This window comes from Klebsiella sp. D5A (assembly GCF_001620885.1).
GTDB classification, from domain to species: Bacteria; Pseudomonadota; Gammaproteobacteria; order Enterobacterales; family Enterobacteriaceae; genus Klebsiella; species Klebsiella variicola.
In genome coordinates this window covers 503,346-528,506 of the sequence record NZ_KV407481.1, presented here as the reverse complement: position 1 = coordinate 528,506, position 25,161 = coordinate 503,346, and the positions used below count along the sequence as shown (strand labels likewise).

General features: G+C 59.6%; 20 protein-coding genes. 6 read left to right on the top strand and 14 right to left on the bottom strand.

Annotation, left to right across the window (positions count from 1 at the left end; translation table 11 throughout):
- Nucleotides 1-55: 55 nt before the first annotated feature.
- Nucleotides 56-2,806 carry a two-component sensor histidine kinase BarA gene (gene barA, locus AS136_RS02585; RefSeq protein ID WP_023323198.1) on the top strand — a complete coding sequence of 917 codons (2,751 nt, stop codon included), beginning with the start codon at nucleotides 56-58 and terminating at the stop codon, nucleotides 2,804-2,806.
- Between the two features lie 229 nt (nucleotides 2,807-3,035).
- Here the strand turns inward: barA and AS136_RS02580 are convergent, their stop codons facing one another.
- The 8 genes from AS136_RS02580 to syd form a co-directional block, all read right to left on the bottom strand.
- Nucleotides 3,036-4,175 carry a glycerate kinase gene (locus AS136_RS02580; RefSeq protein WP_008806249.1) on the bottom strand — a complete coding sequence of 380 codons (1,140 nt, stop codon included), beginning with the start codon at nucleotides 4,173-4,175 and terminating at the stop codon, nucleotides 3,036-3,038.
- A 72-nt stretch (nucleotides 4,176-4,247) separates the two neighbouring features.
- Complete coding sequence (gudD, locus tag AS136_RS02575; RefSeq protein ID WP_008806250.1) at nucleotides 4,248-5,588, bottom strand: glucarate dehydratase; 1,341 nt, start codon at nucleotides 5,586-5,588, stop codon at nucleotides 4,248-4,250.
- A gap of 17 nt (nucleotides 5,589-5,605) precedes the next feature.
- Nucleotides 5,606-6,946 (bottom strand): enolase C-terminal domain-like protein, encoded by a 1,341-nt coding sequence (locus AS136_RS02570; RefSeq protein WP_012540724.1) that lies wholly within the window; start codon nucleotides 6,944-6,946, stop codon nucleotides 5,606-5,608.
- The gene (locus AS136_RS02565) at nucleotides 6,943-8,301 is read right to left on the bottom strand and encodes an MFS transporter (protein WP_008806252.1); all 1,359 of its coding nucleotides are present in this window, start codon (nucleotides 8,299-8,301) and stop codon (nucleotides 6,943-6,945) included. Before AS136_RS02565 ends, AS136_RS02570 begins: the two co-directional genes overlap by 4 nt.
- Nucleotides 8,302-8,772: 471 nt before the next feature.
- On the bottom strand, nucleotides 8,773-9,216 hold the full coding sequence (locus AS136_RS02560) for a flavodoxin (protein ID WP_008806253.1): 444 nt from the start codon (nucleotides 9,214-9,216) through the stop codon (nucleotides 8,773-8,775).
- A gap of 4 nt (nucleotides 9,217-9,220) precedes the next feature.
- The gene (gene truC / locus AS136_RS02555) at nucleotides 9,221-10,015 is read right to left on the bottom strand and encodes a tRNA pseudouridine(65) synthase TruC (RefSeq protein ID WP_008806254.1); all 795 of its coding nucleotides are present in this window, start codon (nucleotides 10,013-10,015) and stop codon (nucleotides 9,221-9,223) included.
- Entirely contained in the window at nucleotides 10,015-10,344 is a 330-nt protein-coding gene (locus AS136_RS02550; protein WP_008806255.1) for a YqcC family protein, read from the bottom strand. Before AS136_RS02550 ends, truC begins: the two co-directional genes overlap by 1 nt.
- Nucleotides 10,345-10,976: 632 nt before the next feature.
- Nucleotides 10,977-11,522 (bottom strand): SecY-interacting protein, encoded by a 546-nt coding sequence (gene syd, locus AS136_RS02545; protein WP_008806256.1) that lies wholly within the window; start codon nucleotides 11,520-11,522, stop codon nucleotides 10,977-10,979.
- A 68-nt stretch (nucleotides 11,523-11,590) separates the two neighbouring features.
- Between syd and queF the strand changes: the two genes are divergently transcribed.
- The 5 genes from queF to AS136_RS02520 all read left to right on the top strand — a co-directional run bounded on the left by queF (nucleotide 11,591) and on the right by AS136_RS02520 (nucleotide 18,227).
- Nucleotides 11,591-12,436, top strand: coding sequence for an NADPH-dependent 7-cyano-7-deazaguanine reductase QueF (gene queF, locus AS136_RS02540; RefSeq protein WP_023323199.1), 846 nt, complete (start codon nucleotides 11,591-11,593; stop codon nucleotides 12,434-12,436).
- 111 nt (nucleotides 12,437-12,547) lie between these two features.
- Nucleotides 12,548-13,915 (top strand): nucleotide 5'-monophosphate nucleosidase PpnN, encoded by a 1,368-nt coding sequence (gene ppnN, locus AS136_RS02535; protein WP_008806258.1) that lies wholly within the window; start codon nucleotides 12,548-12,550, stop codon nucleotides 13,913-13,915.
- 509 nt (nucleotides 13,916-14,424) lie between these two features.
- Nucleotides 14,425-15,714: an HAAAP family serine/threonine permease gene (locus AS136_RS02530; protein ID WP_008806259.1), complete on the top strand. Its 1,290-nt coding sequence runs from the start codon at nucleotides 14,425-14,427 to the stop codon at nucleotides 15,712-15,714.
- Nucleotides 15,715-15,779: 65 nt separating this feature from the next.
- A complete protein-coding gene (locus tag AS136_RS02525) occupies nucleotides 15,780-17,147 on the top strand; it encodes an L-serine ammonia-lyase (protein WP_023323200.1) in 1,368 nt (455 codons plus the stop codon).
- 138 nt (nucleotides 17,148-17,285) lie between these two features.
- Complete coding sequence (locus AS136_RS02520) at nucleotides 17,286-18,227, top strand: aliphatic sulfonate ABC transporter substrate-binding protein (RefSeq protein WP_023323201.1); 942 nt, start codon at nucleotides 17,286-17,288, stop codon at nucleotides 18,225-18,227.
- A 45-nt stretch (nucleotides 18,228-18,272) separates the two neighbouring features.
- Here the strand turns inward: AS136_RS02520 and AS136_RS02515 are convergent, their stop codons facing one another.
- The 6 genes from AS136_RS02515 to AS136_RS02490 form a co-directional block, all read right to left on the bottom strand.
- Nucleotides 18,273-19,496 carry an acyl-CoA dehydrogenase family protein gene (locus tag AS136_RS02515; protein WP_016161727.1) on the bottom strand — a complete coding sequence of 408 codons (1,224 nt, stop codon included), beginning with the start codon at nucleotides 19,494-19,496 and terminating at the stop codon, nucleotides 18,273-18,275.
- A gap of 10 nt (nucleotides 19,497-19,506) precedes the next feature.
- On the bottom strand, nucleotides 19,507-20,928 hold the full coding sequence (locus AS136_RS02510; RefSeq protein ID WP_012540719.1) for an MFS transporter: 1,422 nt from the start codon (nucleotides 20,926-20,928) through the stop codon (nucleotides 19,507-19,509).
- Between the two features lie 193 nt (nucleotides 20,929-21,121).
- On the bottom strand, nucleotides 21,122-22,000 hold the full coding sequence (locus tag AS136_RS02505) for a MetQ/NlpA family ABC transporter substrate-binding protein (protein ID WP_008806262.1): 879 nt from the start codon (nucleotides 21,998-22,000) through the stop codon (nucleotides 21,122-21,124).
- The gene (locus AS136_RS02500; protein ID WP_023323202.1) at nucleotides 21,997-22,695 is read right to left on the bottom strand and encodes a methionine ABC transporter permease; all 699 of its coding nucleotides are present in this window, start codon (nucleotides 22,693-22,695) and stop codon (nucleotides 21,997-21,999) included. The genes AS136_RS02505 and AS136_RS02500 overlap by 4 nt, the downstream gene beginning before the upstream one ends.
- Nucleotides 22,692-23,714, bottom strand: a complete 1,023-nt coding sequence (locus tag AS136_RS02495; RefSeq protein WP_008806264.1) for a methionine ABC transporter ATP-binding protein — start codon at nucleotides 23,712-23,714, stop codon at nucleotides 22,692-22,694. The genes AS136_RS02500 and AS136_RS02495 overlap by 4 nt, the downstream gene beginning before the upstream one ends.
- Nucleotides 23,711-25,117, bottom strand: coding sequence for an LLM class flavin-dependent oxidoreductase (locus AS136_RS02490; RefSeq protein WP_002915313.1), 1,407 nt, complete (start codon nucleotides 25,115-25,117; stop codon nucleotides 23,711-23,713). Before AS136_RS02490 ends, AS136_RS02495 begins: the two co-directional genes overlap by 4 nt.
- Nucleotides 25,118-25,161: the final 44 nt, after the last annotated feature.

The following is a 25,161-nucleotide window of genomic DNA, read 5'->3' as shown; positions in this document are numbered from 1 at the left end:
AGCGCACCGACGCGCACAGAACGATGATGTCTATATTCTCCCATAATGGAACCGCATGACCAACTACAGCCTGCGTGCTCGCATGATGATTCTGATACTGGCGCCAACCGTCCTGATTGGGCTGTTGCTCAGTATTTTCTTTGTCGCTCATCGTTATAACGACCTGCAACGCCAGCTTGAGGACGCCGGCGCCAGCATTATTGAGCCGCTGGCGGTCTCCAGCGAATATGGGATGAATTTGCAAAACCGCGAATCCATCGGCCAGCTGATCAGCGTCCTGCATCGGCGTCATTCGGAGATCGTGCGGGCCATCTCGGTGTATGATTCGCATAACCGGCTGTTTGTCACCTCCAATTACCAGCTTAACCCCAGCGAACTGCAGATCCCCAAAGGCGAGGCATTTCCCCGCCATCTCAGCGTCATCCGCGACGGTGACATCATGATCCTGCGCACGCCGATCGTCTCGGAAAGCTATTCGCCCGATGAGTCCCCCGAATCTGACGCCAAAATGCCGGGCAATATGCTGGGCTACGTCGCGCTGGAGCTGGATCTGAAATCAGTCCGCCTCCAGCAGTACAAAGAGATTTTCATCTCCAGTGTGATGATGCTGTTCTGCATTGGCATCGCGCTAATCTTCGGCTGGCGCCTGATGCGCGACGTCACCGGGCCTATCCGCAATATGGTCAACACCGTCGACCGCATCCGCCGCGGACAGCTGGACAGCCGGGTCGAGGGTTTTATGCTCGGCGAACTGGATATGTTGAAAAACGGCATTAACTCGATGGCCATGTCGCTGGCGGCCTACCATGAGGAGATGCAGCACAACGTCGACCAGGCGACCTCCGATCTGCGGGAAACCCTTGAGCAGATGGAGATCCAGAACGTTGAGCTGGACCTGGCGAAAAAGCGCGCCCAGGAGGCGGCGCGCATTAAGTCTGAGTTCCTGGCCAATATGTCCCACGAGCTGCGCACCCCGCTCAATGGGGTGATCGGCTTTACCCGCCTGACGCTGAAAACCGATCTCAACGCCACGCAGCGCGACCACCTGACCACCATCGAACGTTCGGCCAATAATCTGCTGGCGATCATCAATGACGTGCTCGACTTTTCCAAGCTGGAAGCCGGGAAGCTGATTCTGGAGAGTATTCCGTTCCTGCTGCGCACCTCGCTTGATGAAGTGGTCACCCTGCTGGCGCATTCCGCACATGATAAAGGGCTGGAGCTGACGCTGAACATTAAGAACAATGTGCCGGATAACGTCATTGGCGATCCGCTCCGTCTGCAGCAGATTGTGACCAACCTCGTGGGCAATGCGATTAAATTCACCGAGCACGGCAATATCGACGTGCTGGTGGAGCAGCGAGCCATCAGCAACTCGCGGGTACAGATCGAAATTCAGATCCACGATACCGGCATCGGCATCCCCGAGCGCGACCAGTCCCGACTGTTCCAGGCCTTCCGTCAGGCCGATGCCAGCATTTCACGCCGGCACGGCGGCACCGGGCTTGGGCTGGTGATCACCCAGCGTCTGGTCAAAGAGATGGGCGGCGATATTTCGTTCCACAGTCAGCCGAACCGCGGCTCCACCTTCTGGTTCCATATCAGCCTTGATCTCAACCCGAACGCCATTCCGGATATGCTGAACACCGACGGGCTGACGGGCAAACGTCTGGCCTATGTGGAAGCCAACGCGACAGCGGCGCAATGTACGCTGGAGATGCTGGCCGCCACGCCGCTGGAGGTGATCTACAGCCCTACCTTCTCCTCGCTGGCGGAAGCGCAGTACGACATTCTGCTGGTCGGCATCCCGGTCTCAATGCGCGATTTGTCGCCGCATCGGGAAAAATTAGTCAAAGCCTGCGCGATGTCTGACAACGTGCTGCTTGCTCTGCCATGTCATGCCCAGGTCAGCGCCGAAGCCCTGAAGCGCGACGGCGTCGCTGCCTGCCTGTTGAAACCGCTCACTACCACCCGCCTGCTGCCGGCGCTGGTGGCCACCAATCATGCGCCGGCTTCCGCGCCGTTGACGCAAACCGACAGCCATAAGCTGCCGATGACCGTGATGGCCGTCGACGACAATCCGGCTAACCTGAAGCTGATTGGCGCCCTGCTGGACGACCTTGTGCAGCAGGTGATCCTCTGCGACAGCGGCCAGCAGGCCGTGGACCAGGCCAAGCGGCTGCAGATGGATCTGATCCTGATGGATATTCAGATGCCGGATATGGACGGCATCCGCGCCTGCGAGCTGATTCATCATCTGTCGCATCATCAGCAAACCCCGGTGATTGCGGTCACCGCGCACGCCCTGGAGGGCCAGCGGGAGAAGCTGTTGAGCGCCGGCATGAACGATTATCTGGCGAAGCCAATCGAAGAAGAGAAACTGCACGCTCTGCTGCTGCGCTATCAGCCCGGCCTGCTCAGCGTCGCTCCGGCGGCGCTACCGCCCGCAGAGCCGGTCATCGACCATAACCTGACGCTTGACTGGCAGCTGGCGCTGCGTCAGGCCGCCATGAAGCCGGATCTGGCGCGGGAGATGCTGCAGATGCTGATCGCCTTTATGCCGGAAGTGCGTAATAAAGTGGAAGAGCAACTGGTGGGCGAGCAGCCGGAAGGGCTGGTGGATCTGATCCACAAGCTGCACGGCAGCTGTAGCTACAGCGGCGTGCCGCGGTTGAAAAAGCTGTGCCACACCCTGGAGAGCCAGCTGCGGGCGGGTACCGCCGCCGAGGACCTGGAGCCGGAGCTGCTCGAGCTGTTAGACGAGATGGATAATGTGGCCCGCGAAGCGTGCCGGATGGGCGTGTAAACCCCGGATAGCGGCGCTACGCGCCTCATCCAGGCTACGCCCTACGGTCCGGTATTCGGTTGGTAGCCCCGGTAAGCGTAAGCGCCACCGGGGACGGTTCCCGGATCGCAGTGTTACGGTCCAGTACTCGGTTGGTAGCCCCGGTAAGCGTAAGCGCCACCGGGGATGGTTCCCGGATCGCGGTGCTACGCACCTTATCCGGGTTACAAATACCACTGCGCCAGCCGGGTTACCGCTTATCGCCCATCTGCAAAACCGCGGCGACGTTACGCGCCGTCATCCGCAGGTTGGCGGCGGCATTGGCCAGCGCTTCATCCAGGGTACAGATGGTATATAACACGCTGAATACCGCATCCAGTCCGTGCTGATGCACCACCCCGACATCGGCGGTAAGGCTGCCGGCAATCCCAATCACCGGAACGTTAAAACGCTTCGCCACCTTAGCTACCCCCACCGGAACCTTGCCGTGGATCGTCTGGCTATCGATACGCCCTTCGCCGGTGATCACTAAATCGGCATCCGCCACCCGCGTCGCCAGTTGCAGCGCATCGGTGACGATCTCAATGCCCGGGCGCAGCGTTGCGCCACAAAACGCATACAGCGCCGCCCCCATGCCGCCCGCCGCGCCACCGCCTTCCAGGCTCAGCACATCGATATCTAAATCGCGGGCGATAATCCGGGCATAGTGCAGCAGGCCGCTGTCGAGGCGGTCGATCATCTGCGTCGTCGCCCCTTTTTGCGGGCCAAACACCGCGCTGGCCCCCTGCGGGCCGGTTAGCGGGTTGGTGACGTCGCAGGCAACCTCAATCCGGCAATCTGCCAGCCGCGGATCGAGTTCGCTAAGGTCGATACGCGCCAGCGTCTCCAGCGCGCCGCCCCCGGAGGCGATTTGCTGGCCGTCGGCGGTCAACAGTTTCGCCCCCAGCGCCTGCGCCATCCCGGCGCCGCCGTCATTGGTCGCACTGCCGCCAATGCCAATAATGATCTGTCGCACGCCGGCGTCCAGCGCGTGTCGGATCAGCTCCCCGGTTCCCCAGGAAGTGGTCAGCAGCGGATTACGCTGCGCCGGCGGGACGCTCTCCAGCCCGCTGGCTGCCGCCATTTCGATAAAGGCGCACTGGCGATCGCCGGACAGCCCATAAAATGCCTCAACCGGTTCACCCAGCGGCCCGGTGACCGTCAGCGGAACCTGATGCCCGCCGGTCGCCGCCACCATGGCTTCCACCGTCCCTTCACCACCGTCGGCAACCGGCAGCTTGACGTACTCCGCGTCAGGATAAATCTCGCGAAAGCCTTGCTCTATCGCCGTGGCCACTTCCAGCGCGCTCAGACTCTCCTTCCAGGAATCCGGTGCGATCACTATTTTCATGTGCTGTCCTTACTCTGAGCCAACCCCTGGCGCTGTCGCGCAATGCCGGCCCCCGCAGAGGCCGGCGGCCTTTTAGCGCACCATGCATGGACGCTTGTTGTCAAAGGTCCAGCCCGGGATCAGATACTGCATCGCCATCGCATCGTCGCGGGCGCCAAGACCATGTTTCTTATATAGCTCATTTGCCTGCATCACGCGGTCCATATCCAGCTCAACCCCCAGGCCCGGGGTACTCGGTACCTGCACCATACCGCCTTTGATTTCAAAAGGTTGTTTGGTCAGACGCTGGTTGCCCTCCTGCCAAATCCAGTGGGTATCAATCGCGGTGATTTTACCCGGCGCCGCTGCCGCGACATGGGTGAACATCGCCAGCGACACGTCGAAGTGGTTATTGGAGTGCGATCCCCAGGTCAGGCCGAACTCATGGCACATCTGCGCCACACGCACCGACCCCTGCATGGTCCAGAAGTGCGGGTCCGCCAGCGGGATATCCACCGACTGCAGGGACAAGGTATGGCCCATCTGTCGCCAGTCGGTGGCGATCATATTGGTCGCGGTCGGCAGGCCCGTCGCGCGGCGGAACTCGGCCATCACTTCGCGGCCAGAGAAACCTTGTTCGGCGCCGCATGGGTCTTCCGCATAGGCCAGCACGCCCTTCAGCTGTTTACCAATCTGGATGGCTTCCTCCAGCAGCCAGGCGCCGTTCGGGTCGAGAGTGACGCGGGCATTCGGGAAGCGTTTCGCCAGGGCGCTGATCGCCTCAGCTTCTTCAAAACCGGCCAGCACACCGCCCTTCAGCTTAAAGTCGTTGAAGCCATATTTTTCATACGCCGCTTCCGCCAGGCGGACCACCGCATCCGGCGTCATCGCCTCTTCATGGCGCAGGCGATACCATTCGCACTGCTCATCCGGCTGGCTCTGATAGGCCAGCGGCGTGGCGTGGCGGTTGCCGACAAAAAACAGATAGCCCAGCATTTCGACTTCGCTGCGCTGCTGGCCATCGCCAAGCAGGGAAGCGACATTGACGCCAAGGTGCTGGCCCAGCAGGTCCAGCAGCGCCGCTTCAATCCCGGTTACCACGTGAATGGTGGTACGCAGGTCGAAGGTCTGCAGGCCGCGGCCCCCGGCGTCACGGTCGGCAAACTGGTTGCGCACCGCGCCCAGCACATTCTTGTACTCGCCCAGCGTTTTGCCCACCACCAGCGGCGCGGCATCTTCCAGGGTCTGGCGGATTTTTTCGCCGCCGGGGATTTCGCCGACGCCGGTATGCCCGGCGTTATCTTTGATAATCACAATATTGCGGGTGAAGTACGGGGCGTGCGCGCCGCTCAGGTTCATCAGCATGCTGTCATGGCCGGCAACCGGGATCACCTGCATGGTCGTAACAACGGGCGTTGAAGTGAAAGTCGTCATAGCATCATCCTTTTTAATTAGTGGCGGCCGAAAACGGGACGTTTGCGGTCGAATGTCCAGCCGGGGATCAGGTACTGCATCGGGCCTGCGTCGTTGCGCGCGCCGCCCGGCAGCGCTTTATAGGCCTCATGGGCTTTGCGCACCTGCTCCCAGTCAAGTTCCACGCCGAGTCCCGGCGCGTCTGGCACGGCAATCTTGCCGTGAATAATCTGCAGCGGATATTTGGTCAGGCGCGCGTCGCCCTCCTGCCAGATCCAGTGGGTGTCAATGGCGGTGGGGTTGCCCGGCGCGGCGGCGCCCACGTGGGTAAACATCGCCAGGGAAATATCAAAGTGGTTGTTGGAATGGCAGCCCCAGGTGAGCCCCCAGTCGTCACACAGTTGCGCCACCCGTACCGCGCCGGAGAGCGTCCAGAAATGCGGATCCGCCAGCGGGATGTCGACGGCATTGAGCATCACCGCATGGCCCATTTCACGCCAGTTGGTGGCGATCATATTGGTGGCGACCGGCAGCCCGGTGGCACGACGGAACTCGGCCATCACCTCCCGGCCGGAGAAACCTTGCTCGGCACCGCACGGATCTTCGGCATAAGTCAGGACATCCTGCAGCCCTTTGCACAGCGCGATGGCCTCATCCAGCAGCCAGGCGCCGTTCGGGTCGACGGTGATGCGCGCCTCCGGAAAACGCTTTTTCAGCGCCCGCGCGGTGTCGATCTCCTGCTCGCCGGGCAGCACGCCGCCCTTCAGCTTAAAGTCTTTGAAACCGTAGCGATCCTGGGCGGCTTCCGCCAGACGCACTACCGCCTCGCTGCTCAACGCCTGCTGATGGCGCAGGCGGTACCATTCATGATCGCCCGGCGTATGGTCCAGATAGCCAAGGTCGGTTTTCTGCCGATCGCCAATATAGAACAGGTAGCCCAGCACGGTGACGGCATCACGCTGCTTACCCGGCCCCAGCAGCTCGCAGACCGGCACCTTCAGCACCTGGCCGAGCAGGTCGAGCAGCGCCGCTTCCAGCGCCGCCACCGCGTTAACCTTCAGTTCGAAGGTCCATGCCCCTTTGCCGAAGGTATCGAAATCCGCCGCCTGATTGCCTTTGTGCACCTGCTGCACTACGCGATTGAGTCGGGCGACCTCCTGGCCCACCACCTGCGGGATCGCCGCCAGCAGCGTCTGGTAGATAACCTCCCCGCCGGGCGCTTCGCCAACGCCGGTGTGGCCGGCATTATCGGTCAATACCACGATATTGCGGGTAAACCAGGCGTTGTGCGCCCCGCCGATGTTCAGCAGCATGCTGTCGTGCCCGGCCACCGGAATGACCTTCATCTCTGTGATAATCGGGCTGGATTGGGTAGTCATGATGAGCGCCCCACCACAGGTTTCAGTTCGATGCGTTTGATATCGCCCACCAGCACCAGGTAGCTCAGCACCGCCACCAGGGCATGGATGCCGACGTAGATCAGCGCGCCGTTGAACGAGCCGGTGGTGCCAACGATATAGCCGATGGCGATGGGAGTGACGATACCGGAGATATTGCCGAACATGTTGAACAGGCCGCCGGAGAGACCGCTAATTTCTTTCGGCGCGGTATCCGCCATCACCGCCCAGCCGAGCGCCCCGATCCCTTTGCCGAAGAAGGCCATTGCCATAAAGCCGATCACCATCCACTCCACGTTGACATAGTTACACATCAGCATGGTCATGGAGAGCAGCATCCCCAGCACGATCGGCGTTTTGCGCGCGATGTTCAGCGAGCCGGTGCGGCGCATTAACCAGTCGGAAATCACCCCGCCCAGCACCCCGCCGACAAAGCCGCACACCGCCGGAACGGAGGCGACAAAGCCGGCTTTGAGGATCGACATGCCGCGCGCCTGCACCAGATAAACCGGGAACCAGGTGATAAAGAAGTAGGTTAAGGCGTTGATGCAATACTGACCGATATAGATGCCGATCATCATCCGCGATCCGATCAGCTGTCTGATCTGTCCCATTTTGACGCTAAACGGCACTTTCTGCGCGCTACTCTTCTGATCCATGTTGATCAGCGCCCCGCCTTCGGCGATATAGTCCAGCTCTTTCTGGTTCACGCCCGGATGGTTGTTCGGATCGTGGATCACTTTCAACCACACAAAGCTGATCACAATCCCCAGGCCGCCCATAAAGAAGAATACGTGCGACCAACCCACCTCATGCGTCAGCCAGCCCATGATCGGCGCGAAGATAACGGTGGCAAAGTACTGGGCGGAGTTAAAAATCGATACCGCCGTCCCCCTCTCCTGCGCCGGGAACCAGGCGGCGACGATACGGCTGTTGCCCGGGAATGACGGCGACTCGGCAAGGCCGACGAGGAAACGCAGAGTGAACAGCGCGATGATAATGCCAAAGCCGCTGAAGATATCGACGAAGCCCTGCAGCAGGGTAAACATCGACCAGATGAAGATCGACCAGAAATAGACGCGCTTCGAACCGAAGCGGTCAAGCAGCCAGCCGCCCGGGATCTGGCCGATGACATACGCCCATGAGAACGCGGAGAACACATACCCCATGCCAACAGGATCGAGGCCGATATCTTTGGCCATTTCCGAACCGGCGATCGACAGCGTCGCCCGGTCACCATAGTTAAAAGAAGTGACGATAAACAGCATCACCACTATCCAGTAGCGGGCGTTGGTGCGCTTTTCAGCCGCCGTCGCCGCCTGACTTAATGAACTCATTGTTGTACTCCTGAATCATAGCGTTTAGCTACGTTCATTCTGAACAGCACAACCTGTAGGGTAATCAGAATGACGTGGTCGTGTTTTGATAGTTGTCGTTATATCTGGCACTGCATTTATCACTGGCTGGAGCAGTATATGAAGAGGCACACCGCGGCTCACCGTGCATCTACACAGCTTTTACGCCGCTATTGCAGGTGGTTTGTGGCGAATGCCTGAAAGAATGGGGGGAAGTTCACGGAAATGAAAAACCAGCGCCGCTGGAGCCGCAAAGCACAGCAAAAAGGGCCGGAGTGTGAAATACCTCACTTGACCCGGTGAAACTGGCTGGCTTAAGCCATGATATTGCTAAGGATATTGTGGCGTTTGCCTAAAGGCGTGGCGCCAGGAACGCGCTACCATTTTGACGTCCGCGTATCTGGCCGCGACGTATTGAAAGAGCGCCCTCTGCGTAGGGAGAGGGCAGCGCTTTTATTCGAGCAGGGTGGCCCACTGCTCAACCCACGGATTGGAGACGCTCTCCGGCTCCGGGTCTTCGCTAGCGTCAATCTTCAGCATCTCGCCGATGCGCTTCGCGCCCTGCTCCTGCAGTAGCTGGTCGAACTTCAGCCCGCCGCCGCAAAAGTTAGCATAGGTGCTGTCGCCGAGCGCGATAATGCCGTAGCGCAGATGGGGCTGATACATATCTTTCATCCCCTCATACAGCGGAACAATGCTGTCCGGCAGATCGCCCTGCCCGGTGGTGGAGGTGACCACCAGCACATATTTACCCGTATAGGATTCCCAGTCGTTGACCTGCGGATCCTCGTACACGGTTGCCTTGTGTCCCAGTCCGCTGAGGATCGCTTCCGCTTCTTCCGCGACCAGCAGCGAGTTGCCGTACATGGTGCCGACAAAAATTCCGACTTCCGCCATGCTATTATCTCCCTGGATTGACCTTATTCCCTTCATCCTGACCGCAGTCGTCGGCAAACTCAACCCTTTCATTTAGCGGGAGAAGCCCGCGCCAGCCAAACTGCGACAGGGCGCGCATCCAGACCTCGTCAAAACCAGCGCGCAGGGTCAGAGGCTCGCCGGTAAACGGATGGGTTAACGACAGCTCGCTGGCGTGCAGCATCAGGCGGTGACAGCCGAAATGTTCTGCGGCGCTGCGGTTTTGCCGCAGATCGCCGTGCTTGCTGTCGCCAAGGATCGGATGACGCAGATGAGCAAGATGACGGCGCAGCTGGTGCTTGCGGCCGGTTTTCGGCTCCAGTTCCACCAGCCCGTAGCGCGTGGTGGGATAACGCCCGGTTGCCACCGGCATCTCCACCGTCGCCAGGCCGCGGTAGTGGGTCACCGCCGGCTGCGGATCTTTGTCCTCACGAGCAAATTTATCGGCGATTTTATCCAGCTCTTCCACCAGCGGGTAATCCAGCAGCGCTTCGTCCATCAGCCAGCCGCGGACGATCGCATGGTAGCGCTTCTGGATCTGATGCTGTTCAAATTGCTGCGCCAGCAGGCGGCCCGCCTCGCTCGACAGCCCCATCAGCAGGACGCCGGAGGTGGGCCGGTCGAGACGATGAGCGGTAAAAACGTGCTGGCCAATCTGGTCGCGCACGGTCTGCATCACCACCACTTTCTCGTCGCGATCGAGCCAGCTGCGATGCACCAGCCAGCCCGAGGGTTTATTGACCGCCACCAGCCAGTCGTCCTGGTAGATAATCTCCAGCATCAGGCCTGCTCACCGGCAAACAGCGCGTCTAACAGCAGAAGTTCCGCCAGCATGGATTCGCGGACCGGGTGGGCCTGATCCAGAGCCATCTCGTAATAAGGCGCAACGGCAAAATTTTGCGGCAGCGGCTGACCGCTCTCCAGCAGCTGGTGCATACGCGGGATCAGGACCCACTGCAGCCACTCCAGCGGCTCCAGGGTATCCAGGCAAAACGGCTTATCGCTGGCGAAGGCGCTGCTGTCCGGCGCCGTCGCCTGCCAGTGCTCTGTTTCGCGCAGCAGGGCTTCAATGGCGCGCAGGCGATCGCGCACGCTATCGTGAAGAGTCATGGGGAAACCTCGATGAGTTAAAAACCGGGCGCAGGATAGCAAATCCGCAGAAGAAATAAAAAAAGGGAGCACTGTATAAACAGTGCTCCCGGTTCGTTTTGCAGCATTCCCGCTACATTGGTGCTCCCTGCTCGTCCTTGAAAACTTTTCCTGAGGTCTCCTGACCAATGTTCATCCATAAACTCGCGCATCCTGCTTTCACACCACCCCGATGCGAAATGACTTATCCTTAAGTTTGTCCCGATCTTCCTGATCCACCGTTCATCCTGAGCGGCTCTCGTTCTCCATCCTGGAGGTGTCCATTACGCGTTCCTGCGTTATCCTTGCTTCATCCTGAAGCCTGTCCTTGCAACGCCATCCTGGCGGGTCCTGCAGAAGCGCCATCATCCTGATGTTCGCTTCATTTCGCGACTTCCTGTCGACAGACATAGGATCACTGATTCTGCCTCGTCTTACAACCCTTCTTGAGACAATCTCTTAAGATTAGTCCCCACTCAAAAGGACGAAAAAATTAAGATCTGATTTGATACCAATGACTTATAAAAAAAAGAAGGGATTAAATTTGCCTTAAATGATGACGATCTCTTACAGGTTTTGTAAGAGATCTCTCACAAACGACCAGGTAGACTGGATTACAGAACCGGCTCAAGGTGGCTGAGGAAACTCGCAAGCGAGGGGGAAAGCGTGATGCGTTTGGCGGTGCCGAGGGTCTCTTTGATCACCTCGCCGCTGAGATTACAGACGGAAATCACATCCCGTTCACTCTCGAGGGTGGCGATAAACAGCGTCGGCGCCAGCTTCAAGCGCTTCTGTACCACCAGGTGCCCGATTAAGTTTTCCTGCACCCGCTGGAAATCCTCTTCACTCCAGGTCTGCAGCAGCGTCAGCGTTTCGTCGGCAAACCGGCCGGTCATGTCGCCGGCAAACTGAGTGGTATAATAAGAATGAAGCGGTTGTTGTACCACAATATCCAGGGCGCGTTCAACCGCGCTGATATTTTGCGCCAGCGAAAACGGCTGCGGCTGCCAGAATACGGCCTCGCCCTGGGTATCAACGACGCAAGGCGACGGAACGCCGTAAAGCTCTTCACTGCGCGGCAGGCTGTTGCGCTGTTGCTGCCAGGCGGCGCAGTAACGTTGGGTAAAAGCGCGCAGCGCTTCTGCGGTCTGATGGTCCACCGGTTTCTCTCTTCACGTTAGACAGGATACACTGGAGAGATAGTGTACCCGCTTTACTATGGTGAAACATGTCTTCTTACGATAATCATCAGGCGCTGGCCGGCCTGACGCTCGGTAAATCAACCGATTACCGCGATACTTATGACGCCTCGCTGCTGCAGGGTGTCCCGCGCAGCCTTAACCGCGATCCGCTGGGCCTGCATGCCGATAACCTGCCGTTCCACGGCGCCGATATCTGGACGCTGTACGAACTCTCCTGGCTGAACGGCAAAGGCCTGCCGCAGGTGGCCGTCGGCCACGTCGAACTCCCCGACACCAGCGCCAATCTGGTGGAGTCAAAAAGCTTTAAGCTCTATCTCAACAGCTTTAACCAGACGCGTTTCGCCAGCTGGCAGGACGTTGCAGAGACGCTGACTCGCGATCTGAGCGCCTGCGCGCAGGGCGAGGTCAAGGTGGCGCTGTATCGGCTGGATGAACTGGAAGGCCAGCCGATTGCCCACCTGCACGGCGCCTGCATCGACGATCAGGATATCGAGATCGATAACTATCAGTTCAGCACCGACTATCTGCAGGGCGCCGCCAGCGGCAAAATCGTGGAAGAGACGCTGGTCAGCCATCTGCTGAAATCCAACTGCCTGATCACCCACCAGCCGGACTGGGGCTCGGTGCAGATCCAGTATCGGGGGGCGAAAATCGACCGCGAGCAGCTCCTGCGCTATCTGGTCTCATTCCGCCATCATAACGAATTCCATGAGCAGTGCGTCGAGCGCATCTTTAACGATATTCTCCGTTTCTGCCAGCCGGAATCGCTTTCCGTTTACGCCCGCTATACGCGACGCGGCGGTCTGGATATCAACCCCTGGCGCAGCAACGGCGACTTTTCCCCCGCCACTGGCCGCCTCGCCCGACAATAATAAATAATTTCACAATATGCGTGCGTTTAGGCGCGCGCAAGGTTGTGGAAACGCCGCTCGCAGGGCTATTGTAATCACAGGAAGACCATAAGCGTCCTGTAAGGAGTTCACTTGATTACACATGTTAGCCCGCTTGGTTCAATGGATATGCTGTCGCAGCTGGAAGTGGATATGCTTAAGCGCACCGCCAGCAGTGACCTGTATCAACTCTTTCGCAACTGCTCGCTTGCTGTGCTCAACTCGGGGAGCCTGACCGATAACAGCAAGGAGCTGCTCTCCCGTTTTGAAAACTTCGATATTAACGTGCTGCGTCGCGAACGTGGCGTGAAGCTGGAACTGATCAACCCGCCGGAAGAGGCTTTCGTTGACGGGCGTATTATCCGTTCCCTGCAGGCCAACCTGTTCGCCGTGCTGCGCGATATCCTGTTCGTTTACGGCCAGATCCACAATACCGTTCGCTTCCCGAACCTCGATCTGGAAAGTTCGGTCCATATCACCAACCTGGTGTTTTCGATCCTGCGCAACGCCCGCGCGCTGCACGTCGGCGAAGCACCGAACATGATCGTCTGCTGGGGCGGTCACTCCATTAATGAAAACGAATATCTCTACGCCCGCCGCGTCGGTACGCAGTTGGGACTGCGCGAACTGAACATCTGCACCGGCTGCGGGCCTGGCGCAATGGAGGCCCCGATGAAAGGCGCCGCCGTCGGCCACGCGCAGCAGCGCTACAAAGACAGCCGCTTTATCGGCATGACCGAACCGTCCATCATTGCCGCAGAACCGCCGAACCCGCTGGTCAACGAACTGATCATCATGCCGGATATCGAAAAGCGTCTGGAAGCCTTCGTGCGCATCGCCCACGGGATCATTATCTTCCCGGGCGGCGTCGGCACTGCCGAAGAGCTGCTCTATCTGCTGGGTATTCTGATGCATCCGGAGAACAAAGCGCAGGTGCTGCCGCTGATCCTCACCGGACCGAAAGAGAGCGCCGACTACTTCCGCGTGCTGGACGAGTTTATCACCCATACTCTGGGCGAGTCCGCCCGTCGTCACTATCGGATCATCATCGACGATCCGGCGGAAGTGGCGCGGCAGATGAAAAAAGCGATGCCGCTGGTGAAAGAGAGCCGTCGCGAGACCGATGACGCCTACAGCTTCAACTGGTCGATTCGCATCTCGCCGGACCTGCAGATGCCGTTTGATCCGACCCATGAAAACATGGCCAATCTCAAGCTCTCCCCGGACCAACCGGTGGAAGTGCTGGCCGCCGACCTGCGTCGCGCCTTCTCCGGGATTGTCGCGGGTAACGTCAAAGAGGTGGGCATCCAGGCCATTGAGCAGTACGGTCCTTACAAGCTGCATGGCGATCCGGAGATGATGCGCCGCATGGACGATCTGCTGCAGGGCTTCGTCGCCCAGCATCGTATGAAACTGCCGGGCGGCACCGCCTATATTCCTTGCTACGAAATCATCGCCTGATTTCTCACTCTCCCGCCGGGGTATCTTCTACAGCCTGCCCCCGGCGGGCTCTCTTCCTCTGACTTCCAGAACACGCTAAAAACCTTTCTGTTATTATTCAGTCACCTGAATCATTTCTACATAGCCAATCGTTTGCGTTGGTAAAAACTGCGACAATTATCACTGCAAAAAATGGTTTTAAGCGCAAAAACGTCGACTACATCTCTTTTTTACAGTAAATCCCTCGTTATTACGCCGCTCCGCTTTTATCTCATATGCTGCAAATGGTAGCCTGCGCGCCACAAATCGCTGGCTGATCACCAGAAACAGGCTGTTGGACTAAAAATACGCACATTGAAAGTGGATTATTGCATTTGAGATCGCGATCACTGATGCATAAACCATATAAATGTATCTTTCCGGCCCAATTATTACGGAGAAAATTTCTAAAAAAACCGTAATTAAACGAATTTCATGTTACGCAATTGTATTTGTTCATTAGATTTTGTTGATTCCTCCAGGAGATACAGATGGAAACCACTCAAACCAGCACCATCGTTTCGGGCGAAACCCGCAGCGGATGGCGTAAAACCGACACCATGTGGATGCTGGGCCTGTACGGTACAGCGATCGGCGCGGGCGTCTTGTTCCTGCCGATCAACGCCGGCGTCGGCGGCATGATCCCCCTGATTATCATGGCGATTCTGGCCTTCCCGATGACCTTCTTCGCTCACCGCGGTATGACTCGCTTCGTCCTCTCCGGGAAAAATCCGGGCGAAGACATCACCGAAGTGGTGGAAGAACACTTTGGCGTAGGCGCAGGGAAGCTGATTACCCTGCTCTACTTCTTCGCTATCTACCCGATCCTGCTGGTGTACAGCGTGGCGATCACTAACACCGTCGAAACCTTCATGGCGCACCAGCTGCACATGACGCCGCCGCCGCGCGCCATTCTGTCGCTGATCCTGATCGTCGGCATGATGACCATCGTGCGTTTCGGTGAGCAGATGATTGTGAAAGCGATGAGCATCCTGGTGTTCCCGTTCGTTATCGCCCTGATGATTCTGGCGCTGTACCTGATCCCGCAGTGGAACGGCGCGGCGCTGGAGACGCTCTCCCTGAGCAGCGCCTCCGCAACCGGCAATGGCCTGCTGATGACCCTGTGGCTGGCGATCCCGGTGATGGTCTTCTCCTTCAACCACTCGCCGATCATCTCCTCCTTCGCGGTGGCCAAGCGTGAAGAGTACGGCGCAGGCGCCGAGAAGAAATGCTCCAGCATCCTGGCCCGCGCTCACATTATGATGGTGCTGACCGTGATGTTCTTCGTATTCAGCTGCGTCCTGAGCCTCTCTCCGGCGGACCTGGCGGCGGCGAAAGAGCAGAACATCTCGATTCTGTCTTACCTGGCAAACCACTTTAACGCGCCGGTTATCGCCTGGATGGCACCGATCATCGCGATGATCGCCATCACCAAATCCTTCCTCGGCCACTATCTGGGCGCCCGCGAAGGCTTTAACGGCATGGTGATTAAATCCCTGCGCAGTAAAGGCAAATCTATCGAAGTCAACAAACTGAACAAGCTGACCGCGCTGTTCATGCTGGTGACCACCTGGATTGTGGCGACGCTGAACCCGAGCATCCTCGGGATGATCGAGACCCTTGGCGGCCCGATTATCGCGATGATCCTGTTCCTGATGCCGATGTACGCGATTCAGAAAGTGCCGGCGATGCGTAAATACAGCGGCCATATCAGCAACGTCTTCGTGGTGATTATGGGTCTGATTGCCATCTCCGCGATCTTCTACTCGCTGTTCAGCTAATTCAGTCAATACCTCCCCCCGCGCCGCTTAACGGCGGCGCGCTTTCCGACAGCACGGGAATACATATGATCAGCGTATTCGATATCTTTAAAATCGGCATTGGCCCTTCCAGCTCCCATACCGTTGGACCGATGAAAGCGGGCAAACAATTCACTGACGATCTGATCGCACGCGGCCTGCTGGCCGACGTCAGCAAAGTCGTCGTCGACGTCTATGGCTCCCTCTCCCTGACCGGTAAAGGCCACCATACCGACATCGCGATTATCATGGGACTCGCCGGCAACCTGCCGGACACCGTCGACATCGACGCCATTCCGGGCTTTATTCAGGACGTTAACACCCATGGCCGCCTGATGCTGGCCAACGGTCAGCACGAAGTGGACTTCCCGGTCGATCAGTGCATGAATTTCCATGCCGACAACCTGTCGCTGCATGAGAACGGCATGCGCATTACCGCCCTGGCCGGTGACAAGGTGATCTACAGCCAGACGTATTACTCTATCGGCGGCGGCTTTATCGTCGACGAAGCGCACTTCGGCCAGATCGCCGATGCGCCGGGTGCGGTTCCTTACCCTTATAAAAACGCCGCCGACCTGCAGCGTCACTGCCGTGAAACCGGGCTGTCGCTCTCTGGGCTGATGATGCAGAACGAACTGGCGCTGCACAGCAAAGAAGCGCTGGAGCAACACTTTGCCGCGGTATGGGAAGTGATGAGCGCCGGTATCGAACGCGGCATCACCACCGAAGGCGTTCTGCCGGGCAAACTGCGCGTGCCGCGCCGGGCCGCCGCGCTGCGCCGCATGCTGGTGAGTCAGGACACCACCAACAGCGATCCGATGGCGGTGGTCGACTGGATCAATATGTTCGCCCTGGCGGTGAACGAAGAGAACGCCGCCGGTGGCCGGGTCGTTACCGCGCCAACCAACGGCGCCTGCGGTATCGTGCCGGCGGTGCTGGCCTACTATGACAAGTTTATCCGCAAGGTGAACAGCAACTCTCTGGCCCGCTATATGCTGGTCGCCAGCGCGATTGGTTCGCTGTATAAGATGAACGCGTCAATCTCCGGCGCCGAAGTCGGCTGTCAGGGTGAAGTGGGCGTCGCCTGCTCGATGGCGGCGGCCGGTCTGGCGGAACTGCTGGGCGGTAGTCCGGGTCAGGTGTGCATCGCGGCAGAGATCGCCATGGAGCATAACCTCGGCCTGACCTGCGACCCGGTTGCCGGCCAGGTGCAGGTACCGTGTATCGAACGCAACGCTATCGCCGCCGTGAAAGCGGTCAACGCCGCGCGAATGGCGCTGCGCCGAACCAGCGAGCCGCGCGTCTGCCTCGATAAAGTGATCGAGACCATGTACGAAACCGGTAAAGACATGAACGCCAAGTACCGGGAAACCTCTCGCGGTGGCCTGGCGATGAAGATCGTCGCCTGCGATTAATCCTCAGACCCGGCACGCGTCGACGTGTCGGGTCATCGTCCTGAATAACTCTTTTTGTTATATCAATAAAATTTTAGTTATTTAATGGTTATAAGCGCTGTTTGTTACCTTACGCAAAACCGCTAAGGAGAACAGACAATGTCCAACCGATTCCGCCCCGCCTGGCTGCTGGTCCTCGCCGCCCTCTCTACCTCCGCGCTGGCCAAAGCGCCGGAAACCGTCAACATCGGCTATCAAAAGGCGAATATCTTCGCGCTGCTGAAGTATCGCGGCACGCTGGATGAGAGCCTGAAAAAACAGGGTATTGCCGTACGCTGGGTCGAATTCCCCGCCGGACCGCAAATGCTGGAGGGGCTGAACGTCGGTAGTATCGATCTGGCCGCGACCGGCGATGCGCCTCCGGCCTTTGCCCAGGCGGCGCAAGCCGATCTGGTCTACCTTGCCCATTCCCCCGCTAACCCGAAAACGGAAGCGATTGTGGTGCCTGAACAGTCGGCAATCCACAGCGTGGCCGACCTGAAGGGCAAGCGCGTGGGGTTGAACAAGGGGTCTGACGTCAACTACCTGCTGGTTGCCGCACTGGAAAAAGCGGGCCTCAGCTATAAAGACATCACCCCGGTCTATCTGCCGCCGGCGGATGCCCGCGCCGCTTTCCAGCGCGGGGCGATTGATGCGTGGGTGATCTGGGATCCGTTCCTCGCAGAAGTGGAAACCAACACGAAAGCCCGACAGATCCGCAATGCCGAGGGGCTGGTGCCTCACTACACCTTCTATCTCGCCAGCCGCAAGTTTGCAGATACCTACCCGGAGACAGCAAAGCAGGTGGTGGATGAGCTGGGTAAACTCAGCGCGTGGGCGAACAGCCATCAGGACGAGGCCGCCGGGCTGCTGTCGACCTCAACCGGACTGGATAAAGCCATCTGGCTGAAGACCCTGGCCCGCCTGCCCTACGGTGCCGAACGCATGACCCCGGCGGTGTATAACGAACAGCAGGCGCTGGCGGATACCTTTACGCGCATCGGCCTGCTGCCGGTGAAAGTCGACGTGCGCAGCGCCACCTGGTCGCTGGATAAACCTTGATTTTCCTGACGACGGGAAGCACTGCGCCTCCCGTCGCCGACAGGCTTACCCCGCCGTTTTCTCACCATTGCCTATCTGCCAGATAAAGGTGGGCGCTTCACCGTTCACCAGCCAGTTACCGATATTACGTGCCTTATAAATCACCGGATTATGCGAGGCGACCGTCCGCGCATTGCGCCAGTGGCGATCCAGCGCAAGGCGAGTTCGCGTATCCGACGCCCCGAGGGCATTAAACAGCTCCGTCGCCGCCCGCGGGATCCAGTCGCTGGCGATCACCTGCGCCTGCGCCGCTTCCACTTCCGCCAGCTGGTTACGCCGGGCAATCAATGCTTCGTCGTCGCTGACGTGCGCCACATAGGCCTGCTGCAGCGATTCCGCGGCCTGCAGGACCGCGGCCCGGGTCGCCCATGCCCAGCTGCTGATCTGCCCAACGACCTGCAGAACCTGAGCGTCATCGCGCGGCACGGCGGCGTTGCCGTGGCTGTACATCCGGGAGCGATGTTTGACGCCCTGCGCGGCATCCCGCTCAACCGCCAGGCCAATGCCCGCGAGGGTCGCCAGCAGCACATGCTGGTAGAAGGCGGTCTGATAGCGAAAGCGCTGGGCAAAATCATAGACATGTTCGGTTTCCACCCGAGCGCCGGTAAAGCGGGTGGTTCCGCTGCCGGTCAACCGCTGGCCAAAGCCATCCCAGTCATCTTCCCGCGCCACGCCGGTCTGCTGGGTACTGACCAGGGCTATCACATCGCCGGCGGTATCACTGCGCCGGGCAAACACATCGATCCAGTCGGCGTACAGCGCGCCGGTGCTGTAAAACTTCTCGCCGTCGAGTCGCCAGCCGCCCTCTGTCGGCGTCACTCTGGTGTTCACCTCTCCCAGCTTAACCGCGCCGATCTCGGTCCAGCCGCTGCCCACCAGCTCACCGTCGAGGAAGCGACGAAACCAGCGGTCGCGCCCGGCGGAATCCGGCTGATTCAGCTGATCTTCCACAAAGGCAAAGTGCGCGCGCAGGGCCTGCGGCAGGTTAGAGTCCGCTTGCGCCAGCTCGATCAGCAGCGCGCTGAGCTGCGGCAGCGAAGCGCCCCAGCCGCCCTTCTCGCGCGGGATACGCAGCGTGCCGAAGCCCGCTTCTTTCAGCCAGCGGATCGGCTCATCGGGCAGAATGCGCTGCTGTTCGCGCTCCGCAGCGCCCTGGGCGATACGGGTGAATATCGGGCGGAAGGCGGCCGCCAGCGCGTCATAATCGGTGCCAGTGGAGAGCAGGGTCATTGTCAGTTCCTTATTCATGGAGTGCGTCGATATCTTCTCGCGTCGGTTCATGACGGACCGCCAGCAGGAAGAAAATGGGAATAATGGCGGCAAGCGAGACCACCCAGAACATCTGCGTGCCGAGGGAGGCCTGCAGCAGCGGCAGAATAAACAACGCCAGCGCGCTGCCGATCCCGGAGAGCGCCCGGCTGAAACCGACCCCAGTGGCGCGAATGGCAGTAGGATAGGAGAGCGCCGGGTAGATCATCAGCTGCGCCCCCGGGCCAAACCCTTCGGCGAACAGCCACAGCCCCAGCATCGCGATAGCCAGCACGATACCTGCCGTCGCGTGCGGTTGCCCCACCATCGCCAGCACAATCAGCGCCACAAACTGCAGGGCGAAGCCGGCTATCGCCACATGACGCGAAGGATATTTCCACGCCAGATGCATACCGAGCAGCCCGCCGGTAAAAGCAAACAGGGCGTTCAGCCCCAGCGATGCCGAAATAGTTTCGAAGACGCCAGCCCCGAGGAACTGGGCAAGAATTGACGGCAGGAAAAAGGCAATCGCCGTGTACTCGAAGGAGATACAGATATTCATCACCCCGGCGACGATAGTCCGCTCGCGGTAGGGTTTTTCGAACAGCACGCGGAAGCTCACTTTCGGCGCTGGCGCGGGCTTCGCCGCCGGGACCTCATGGGCATGGATCCCCCAGGAGTCGCGTAAAATACGCACTGCAGAGGTCAGATCGCCCTGGTTCGCCGCCCACAGCGGGGATTCATTCATAAATCGACTGCGGACGGCAATAATCAGCAGTGCCGGCACGGCGCCGAACAGCAGGGAGGCGCGCCACAGCCAGTCAAGATGCTCCTGCGGCAGCAGGAAATAGAGGCCGAAGATAATGAGAAAGCAGACGGTTGAGGCGGCGTACCACATCGGGCACCACGCCGCGAGGCGAGCCGCTTTGTTGCCTTTGCCGGCAAAGCGGGAAAACTCGGCCAGATAGGACATCGCTACCGGCAGGTCGATGCCAACGCCGATGCCCATCAGGAAGCGGGCGCCAATCAACACCCAGACGTTCGGCGCCAGCCCGGCGGCGATAGCCGAAATCACGAAAAAGAACATATCGGCCATAAAAACCGAATAGCGACCATATTTATCGGTCAGCCAGCCGCCGATAATATTGCCGACGATAGTCCCGACCATAATGGACGAAGTCACCAGGCCGGTCAGCAGCGGTGAGAGCTGAAATTCACGTACAACGTCATCAATACCGTAGGAGAGCGTGGTTAAGTCATATGCGTCGAGAAAAACGCCCCCCAGCGCGAGGAAGACAATCATCCGCGCATATTTCGCTTGTTCCTTGCCGGAATTAATTAGCCGCGCCACATCCCCGACGCTACTGACCGGTACCGAAGCGATACCGGGATTATCCACTGGTAATGTACTCATTTTTTCACCTTATTATTTTGTGCAGGTCATCAGCGGTTATAGACCGCGCGCGACGAGAATCAAAACAACAAATCATTCTATAAAAATCAATATAATCAATAAGTTAATAAATATTACCAGCACAAAAAGGACGCGCTTTCGCGCATCCTCAAGGGAAATAAATAACAACGAAAATAGACGTCGTGCAGGACGCTTATTCCGCGGACACTGGAACTAATACGTCTTTTACCAGCGGGTCATCGGTGGTTTGTAACCACGTCTGGATCCGCGGGTCAGAAAAAGCCTGTTTTAATTTGACGATATTTTCCTGCGATAAATACGGTGTACCAATCACTAATTGCGAAGCAAAGGTGCGCGGCGCCGGCGGGAATAATATGCCTTTCTCACGCGGCACTTTCCCGGCGTCAAATTGCGAGACATAGCCGATGGCGGCATCCACCGAATTTAACGCCCGCGGCATGGTCAGCAGATCCAGCTCTTTAAAGACAAACTGATGCGGGTTACCGACAATATTTTTCAGCTTCGCCGTACGCGGCTCCACCGCCGGGTCGAGCGAGATCAACCCAATGCGCTGGAGCAGCCAAAGGGCCTGCCCCTGATTGGCGCCATCGTCAGGCACGACAATGGTCGCGCCGTTGGGCAACGCCTGTACCGACGAGTAGCGGTCGGAATAGATGCCAAACGCCCACTGGAACACCGGCACCGTGGTCGACAGCGCAAAGCCGTTAGCGTCCACCACCTGTTTAAGCCACCACTGATGCTGATAGATCGTCCCGGCATACTGTCCTTCCGCTACCGCGCGGTCAGCCTGGACCGGATCCTGCACCCCCACCGCCTCCAGTTTCAGACCGTAATCGGGCGCAATATGCTGATTAATATACTCAATGATCCGCTGCTCGCCGGCCATCGCCGGCTCGTAGTGAATTTTTAACGTGCTGCCGAAGACCACCTGCTGGCTTTGGGTATGTCCCCGCCACCACCAGAAGGCGATGGCGAGCAGGATTATCACCGCCAGCGCCGCCAGCCAGGGCCAGCGCCGCGCTTTACGTAACTCAAATTGCTCTGTTGTCATACAAGGTTCCCCTGCGTGTGGCGTAAACGGTAGACCAGACGGTCACCCAAAAATTGAATCAACTGGATCGTGGCGATCAGGGCAACAATCGTCGCGATCATGATGTGGTTGTCGAAGCGCTGATAGCCGTACACCACGGCCAGGTAGCCGATGCCGCCGGCGCCGATGGTCCCGGCGATAGCCGAATACTCAATCATCGAGACCAGGTTTAGCGTCACCGCCGCCACCAGCGCGGGCAAGGCTTCACTGAGCTGTGCGCTGGCAATGATTTGCCAGCGCGACCCGCCGCAGACGACCCCCACCGCGGTGACCTCCGCCGGCAACTCGCGCAGCGCGTTCTCCACCAGACGGCCAAAGAACGGGACGCCGGCGGCGATCATCGGCACCACCGCGGCGGGGATGCCAATCGTGGTGCCGGTCAGCCAGTATGTGAACGGGATAATGGCGGCCATCAGCACCAGAAACGGCAGCGAACGTCCCATATTGACCACCCAGTTCAGCAGCCGGTACAGCAGCGCGTGCGGAAATAAGCCCCGCGGCGAGGCGTTAAACAACACCACCCCCACCAGCCCCCCCAGCGTGACGACAAACAGCATCACAATGGCCACCATCAGCCAGGTTTCGCCATAGGCGGGGAGCAGCAGCGAAGGGATTTCGCCCCAGGGGGTATCCTGGCTGATGACTGTCGGTTTCATACCACCTCCCTGAGCAACGGCGCGCTGTCGAGGATCTCCGCCGTTATGCCGAGCTGCGCCAGCAGGCCCTGCAGTCGCGCGGGCGACAGGCGTTCGCCCTGAAAGCGCACTCCGGCCTGCAGGCGACCGGCCAGCCGACCATTAATCACCTCGACGTGACCGCCAAGGAGATCGATCTGCAGCGCCCACTGCTGGCTCAGGCGGCTGATCCAGTCGGTGGCCACCGGCACATCCCAGCGGTAGCTCAGACGCAGCAGCAGATCGCTGTGGGCCGCTGCCGCCGGCGTCAGCGGCAACAGCTGCTGGCCGAGCAGAGAATCGGGACGCGCCAGCAGATCTTCGATCCGCCCGTACTGGACGATCGTCCCGTCGCGGATCTCCGCCACCGCATCCGCCGCCGTGCGCACTGCGTCCATTTCATGGGTGATCAGGACGATCGCCAGCTGGTACTCATCACGCAGCCGCTTGAGCAGAGCCAGCACCGAGGCCGTGGCCTGAGGATCGAGGCCGGAGGTGGCTTCATCCGCCAGCAGAACGGACGGGCGCAGCGCCAGCGCGCGGGCAATGCCGATCCGCTGGCGCTGGCCGCCTGAGAGCTGGGCCGGCCAAGCATCCGCTTTGTGGCTCAGGCCGACGCTCTCCAGCAGCTCGCCAACCCGCGCCTTGATATCGCGCTCCACCACACCCAGCCACGCCAGCGGCAGGGCGACATTCTCCCAGGCGGTCCTGCGGCTCAACAGCGCCGAAGACTGGAAAACGGTGCCAATCGCCCGCCGTTCCCGGCGCAGCGCCTCGCCGGACAGCGCCGACAGATCCTGGCCATTGATACGAATGCTGCCGCTGTCCGGTTGCTCCAGCAGGCTGATGCAGCGCGCCAGGGTTGATTTACCGGCGCCGCTCGGCCCCACCACCGCGGTGATGGAGCGCTCAGGCACCTGCAGCGACAGCCCTTTCAGCACCGCGCTGAGCCGGCCATCCGCCGTGCGGTAACTTTTATGCAGGTCATCAATAGCGATCATGTCACCTTCTCCTCTACCGATGCCGCCGTGCGCGCATCGCGGCGGTAGCTGGCGCCCGGGTGAGGCGCGGCCAGACGCGGGCCGCCGCCGAACAGTTTTTCGCGCAGGGTCCCCTCGCGGTACTCCTGCTTAAAGACGCCGCGCTTTTGCAGCTCAGGCACCAGCAGCTCGACGACGTCGCGGAAGGTTTCGTGAGTGACGGCATAGGCGAGGTTAAAGCCATCGACGTCCGTCTCTTCGACCCAGGACTGCAGTTCGTCCGCCACGGTTTGCGCGCTGCCAACCACCAGCGGACCGAAGCCGCCGATCCCCGCCCAATCGGCCAGGGCCTGCACCGTCCACTGGCGGTTCGGATCAGCGGTCGAAAAGGCCTCCACCGCCGACTGAATGGCGTTGGTGTGCAGATACTTCAGCACCTGATCCGGCTGATACTGGCCGAAATCGATCCCCGTCCAGCCGGAGAGCAGCGCCAGCGCGCCTTCATAGCTGACGTACTGCTTATATTCCTGCCACTTCGCCTGCGCCTCGCGGTCGGTGTCGCCGACAATCACCGTCTGCAGGTTGAAGATCAGGATGCTGTGCGGATCTCGCCCCGCTTCAGCTGCCCGGCGGCGAATATCCGCCACCGTCTTCTTCAGCAGCACCTTCGACGGCGCTGCGACGAAGACGCATTCGGCATGGCCGGCGGCGAACTGTTTGCCGCGGCTGGACGCCCCCGCCTGATACAGCACCGGCGTGCGCTGCGGGGATGGCTCGCAGAGGTGGATCCCCGGCACGGAAAAGAACTGTCCCTGATGGTTAATGGGATGGATTTTCCGCGGATCGCTGAAGATCTTCCGCTCTCTGTCGCGCAGCACCGCCCCATCCTCCCAGCTTCCCTCCAGCAGTTTGTAGATCACCTGCAAATACTCATCGGCATAGTCATAGCGGGTGTCATGGTCGGTCTGAGTCTGCTGGCCGATATTGCGCGCCCCGCTCTCCAGATAGGAGGTGACGATATTCCAGCCCACCCGCCCTTTGGTCAGATGATCGAGCGTCGACAGACGACGAGCGAAGGGGTAAGGATGCTCAAACGACAGCGAGGCGGTCAGGCCGAAGCCCAGATGCTCCGTCACCAGCGCCATCGGGGTGATCAGTGCCAGCGGATCGTTGACAGGAACCTGCGTCGCCTGGCGGATCGCCGCGTCGCCGCTGCCGTTCAGTACGTCATAGATCCCCAGCACGTCGGCGATAAACAGCCCGTCGAACTTGCCGCGCTCGAGCAGCCGCGCCAGATCCACCCAGTACTCCAGATCTTTATACTGCCAGGAGCGATCCCGGGGATGCGCCCACAGGCCCGGCGACTGATGGCCGACGCAGTTCATATCGAAAGCGTTAAGACGAATTTCACGTTGTGATGACATAGCAATCTCCATAGCGCGGCCCGTCGCCAGGGCGCACGCGTCAA

Excerpts from the sequence above, each read along its gene's own strand:
- barA (WP_023323198.1), top strand. The coding sequence starts at position 56 with ATGACCAACTACAGCCTGCGTGCTCGCATGATGATTCTGATACTGGCG.
- AS136_RS02580 (WP_008806249.1), bottom strand. The coding sequence starts at position 4,175 with ATGAAAATAGTGATCGCACCGGATTCCTGGAAGGAGAGTCTGAGCGCG.
- gudD (WP_008806250.1), bottom strand. The coding sequence starts at position 5,588 with ATGACGACTTTCACTTCAACGCCCGTTGTTACGACCATGCAGGTGATC.
- AS136_RS02570 (WP_012540724.1), bottom strand. The coding sequence starts at position 6,946 with ATGACTACCCAATCCAGCCCGATTATCACAGAGATGAAGGTCATTCCG.
- AS136_RS02565 (WP_008806252.1), bottom strand. The coding sequence starts at position 8,301 with ATGAGTTCATTAAGTCAGGCGGCGACGGCGGCTGAAAAGCGCACCAAC.
- AS136_RS02560 (WP_008806253.1), bottom strand. The coding sequence starts at position 9,216 with ATGGCGGAAGTCGGAATTTTTGTCGGCACCATGTACGGCAACTCGCTG.
- truC (WP_008806254.1), bottom strand. The coding sequence starts at position 10,015 with ATGCTGGAGATTATCTACCAGGACGACTGGCTGGTGGCGGTCAATAAA.
- AS136_RS02550 (WP_008806255.1), bottom strand. The coding sequence starts at position 10,344 with ATGACTCTTCACGATAGCGTGCGCGATCGCCTGCGCGCCATTGAAGCC.
- queF (WP_023323199.1), top strand. The coding sequence starts at position 11,591 with ATGTCTTCTTACGATAATCATCAGGCGCTGGCCGGCCTGACGCTCGGT.
- AS136_RS02530 (WP_008806259.1), top strand. The coding sequence starts at position 14,425 with ATGGAAACCACTCAAACCAGCACCATCGTTTCGGGCGAAACCCGCAGC.
- AS136_RS02525 (WP_023323200.1), top strand. The coding sequence starts at position 15,780 with ATGATCAGCGTATTCGATATCTTTAAAATCGGCATTGGCCCTTCCAGC.
- AS136_RS02520 (WP_023323201.1), top strand. The coding sequence starts at position 17,286 with ATGTCCAACCGATTCCGCCCCGCCTGGCTGCTGGTCCTCGCCGCCCTC.
- AS136_RS02515 (WP_016161727.1), bottom strand. The coding sequence starts at position 19,496 with ATGACCCTGCTCTCCACTGGCACCGATTATGACGCGCTGGCGGCCGCC.
- AS136_RS02510 (WP_012540719.1), bottom strand. The coding sequence starts at position 20,928 with ATGAGTACATTACCAGTGGATAATCCCGGTATCGCTTCGGTACCGGTC.
- AS136_RS02505 (WP_008806262.1), bottom strand. The coding sequence starts at position 22,000 with ATGACAACAGAGCAATTTGAGTTACGTAAAGCGCGGCGCTGGCCCTGG.
- AS136_RS02500 (WP_023323202.1), bottom strand. The coding sequence starts at position 22,695 with ATGAAACCGACAGTCATCAGCCAGGATACCCCCTGGGGCGAAATCCCT.
- AS136_RS02495 (WP_008806264.1), bottom strand. The coding sequence starts at position 23,714 with ATGATCGCTATTGATGACCTGCATAAAAGTTACCGCACGGCGGATGGC.
- AS136_RS02490 (WP_002915313.1), bottom strand. The coding sequence starts at position 25,117 with ATGTCATCACAACGTGAAATTCGTCTTAACGCTTTCGATATGAACTGC.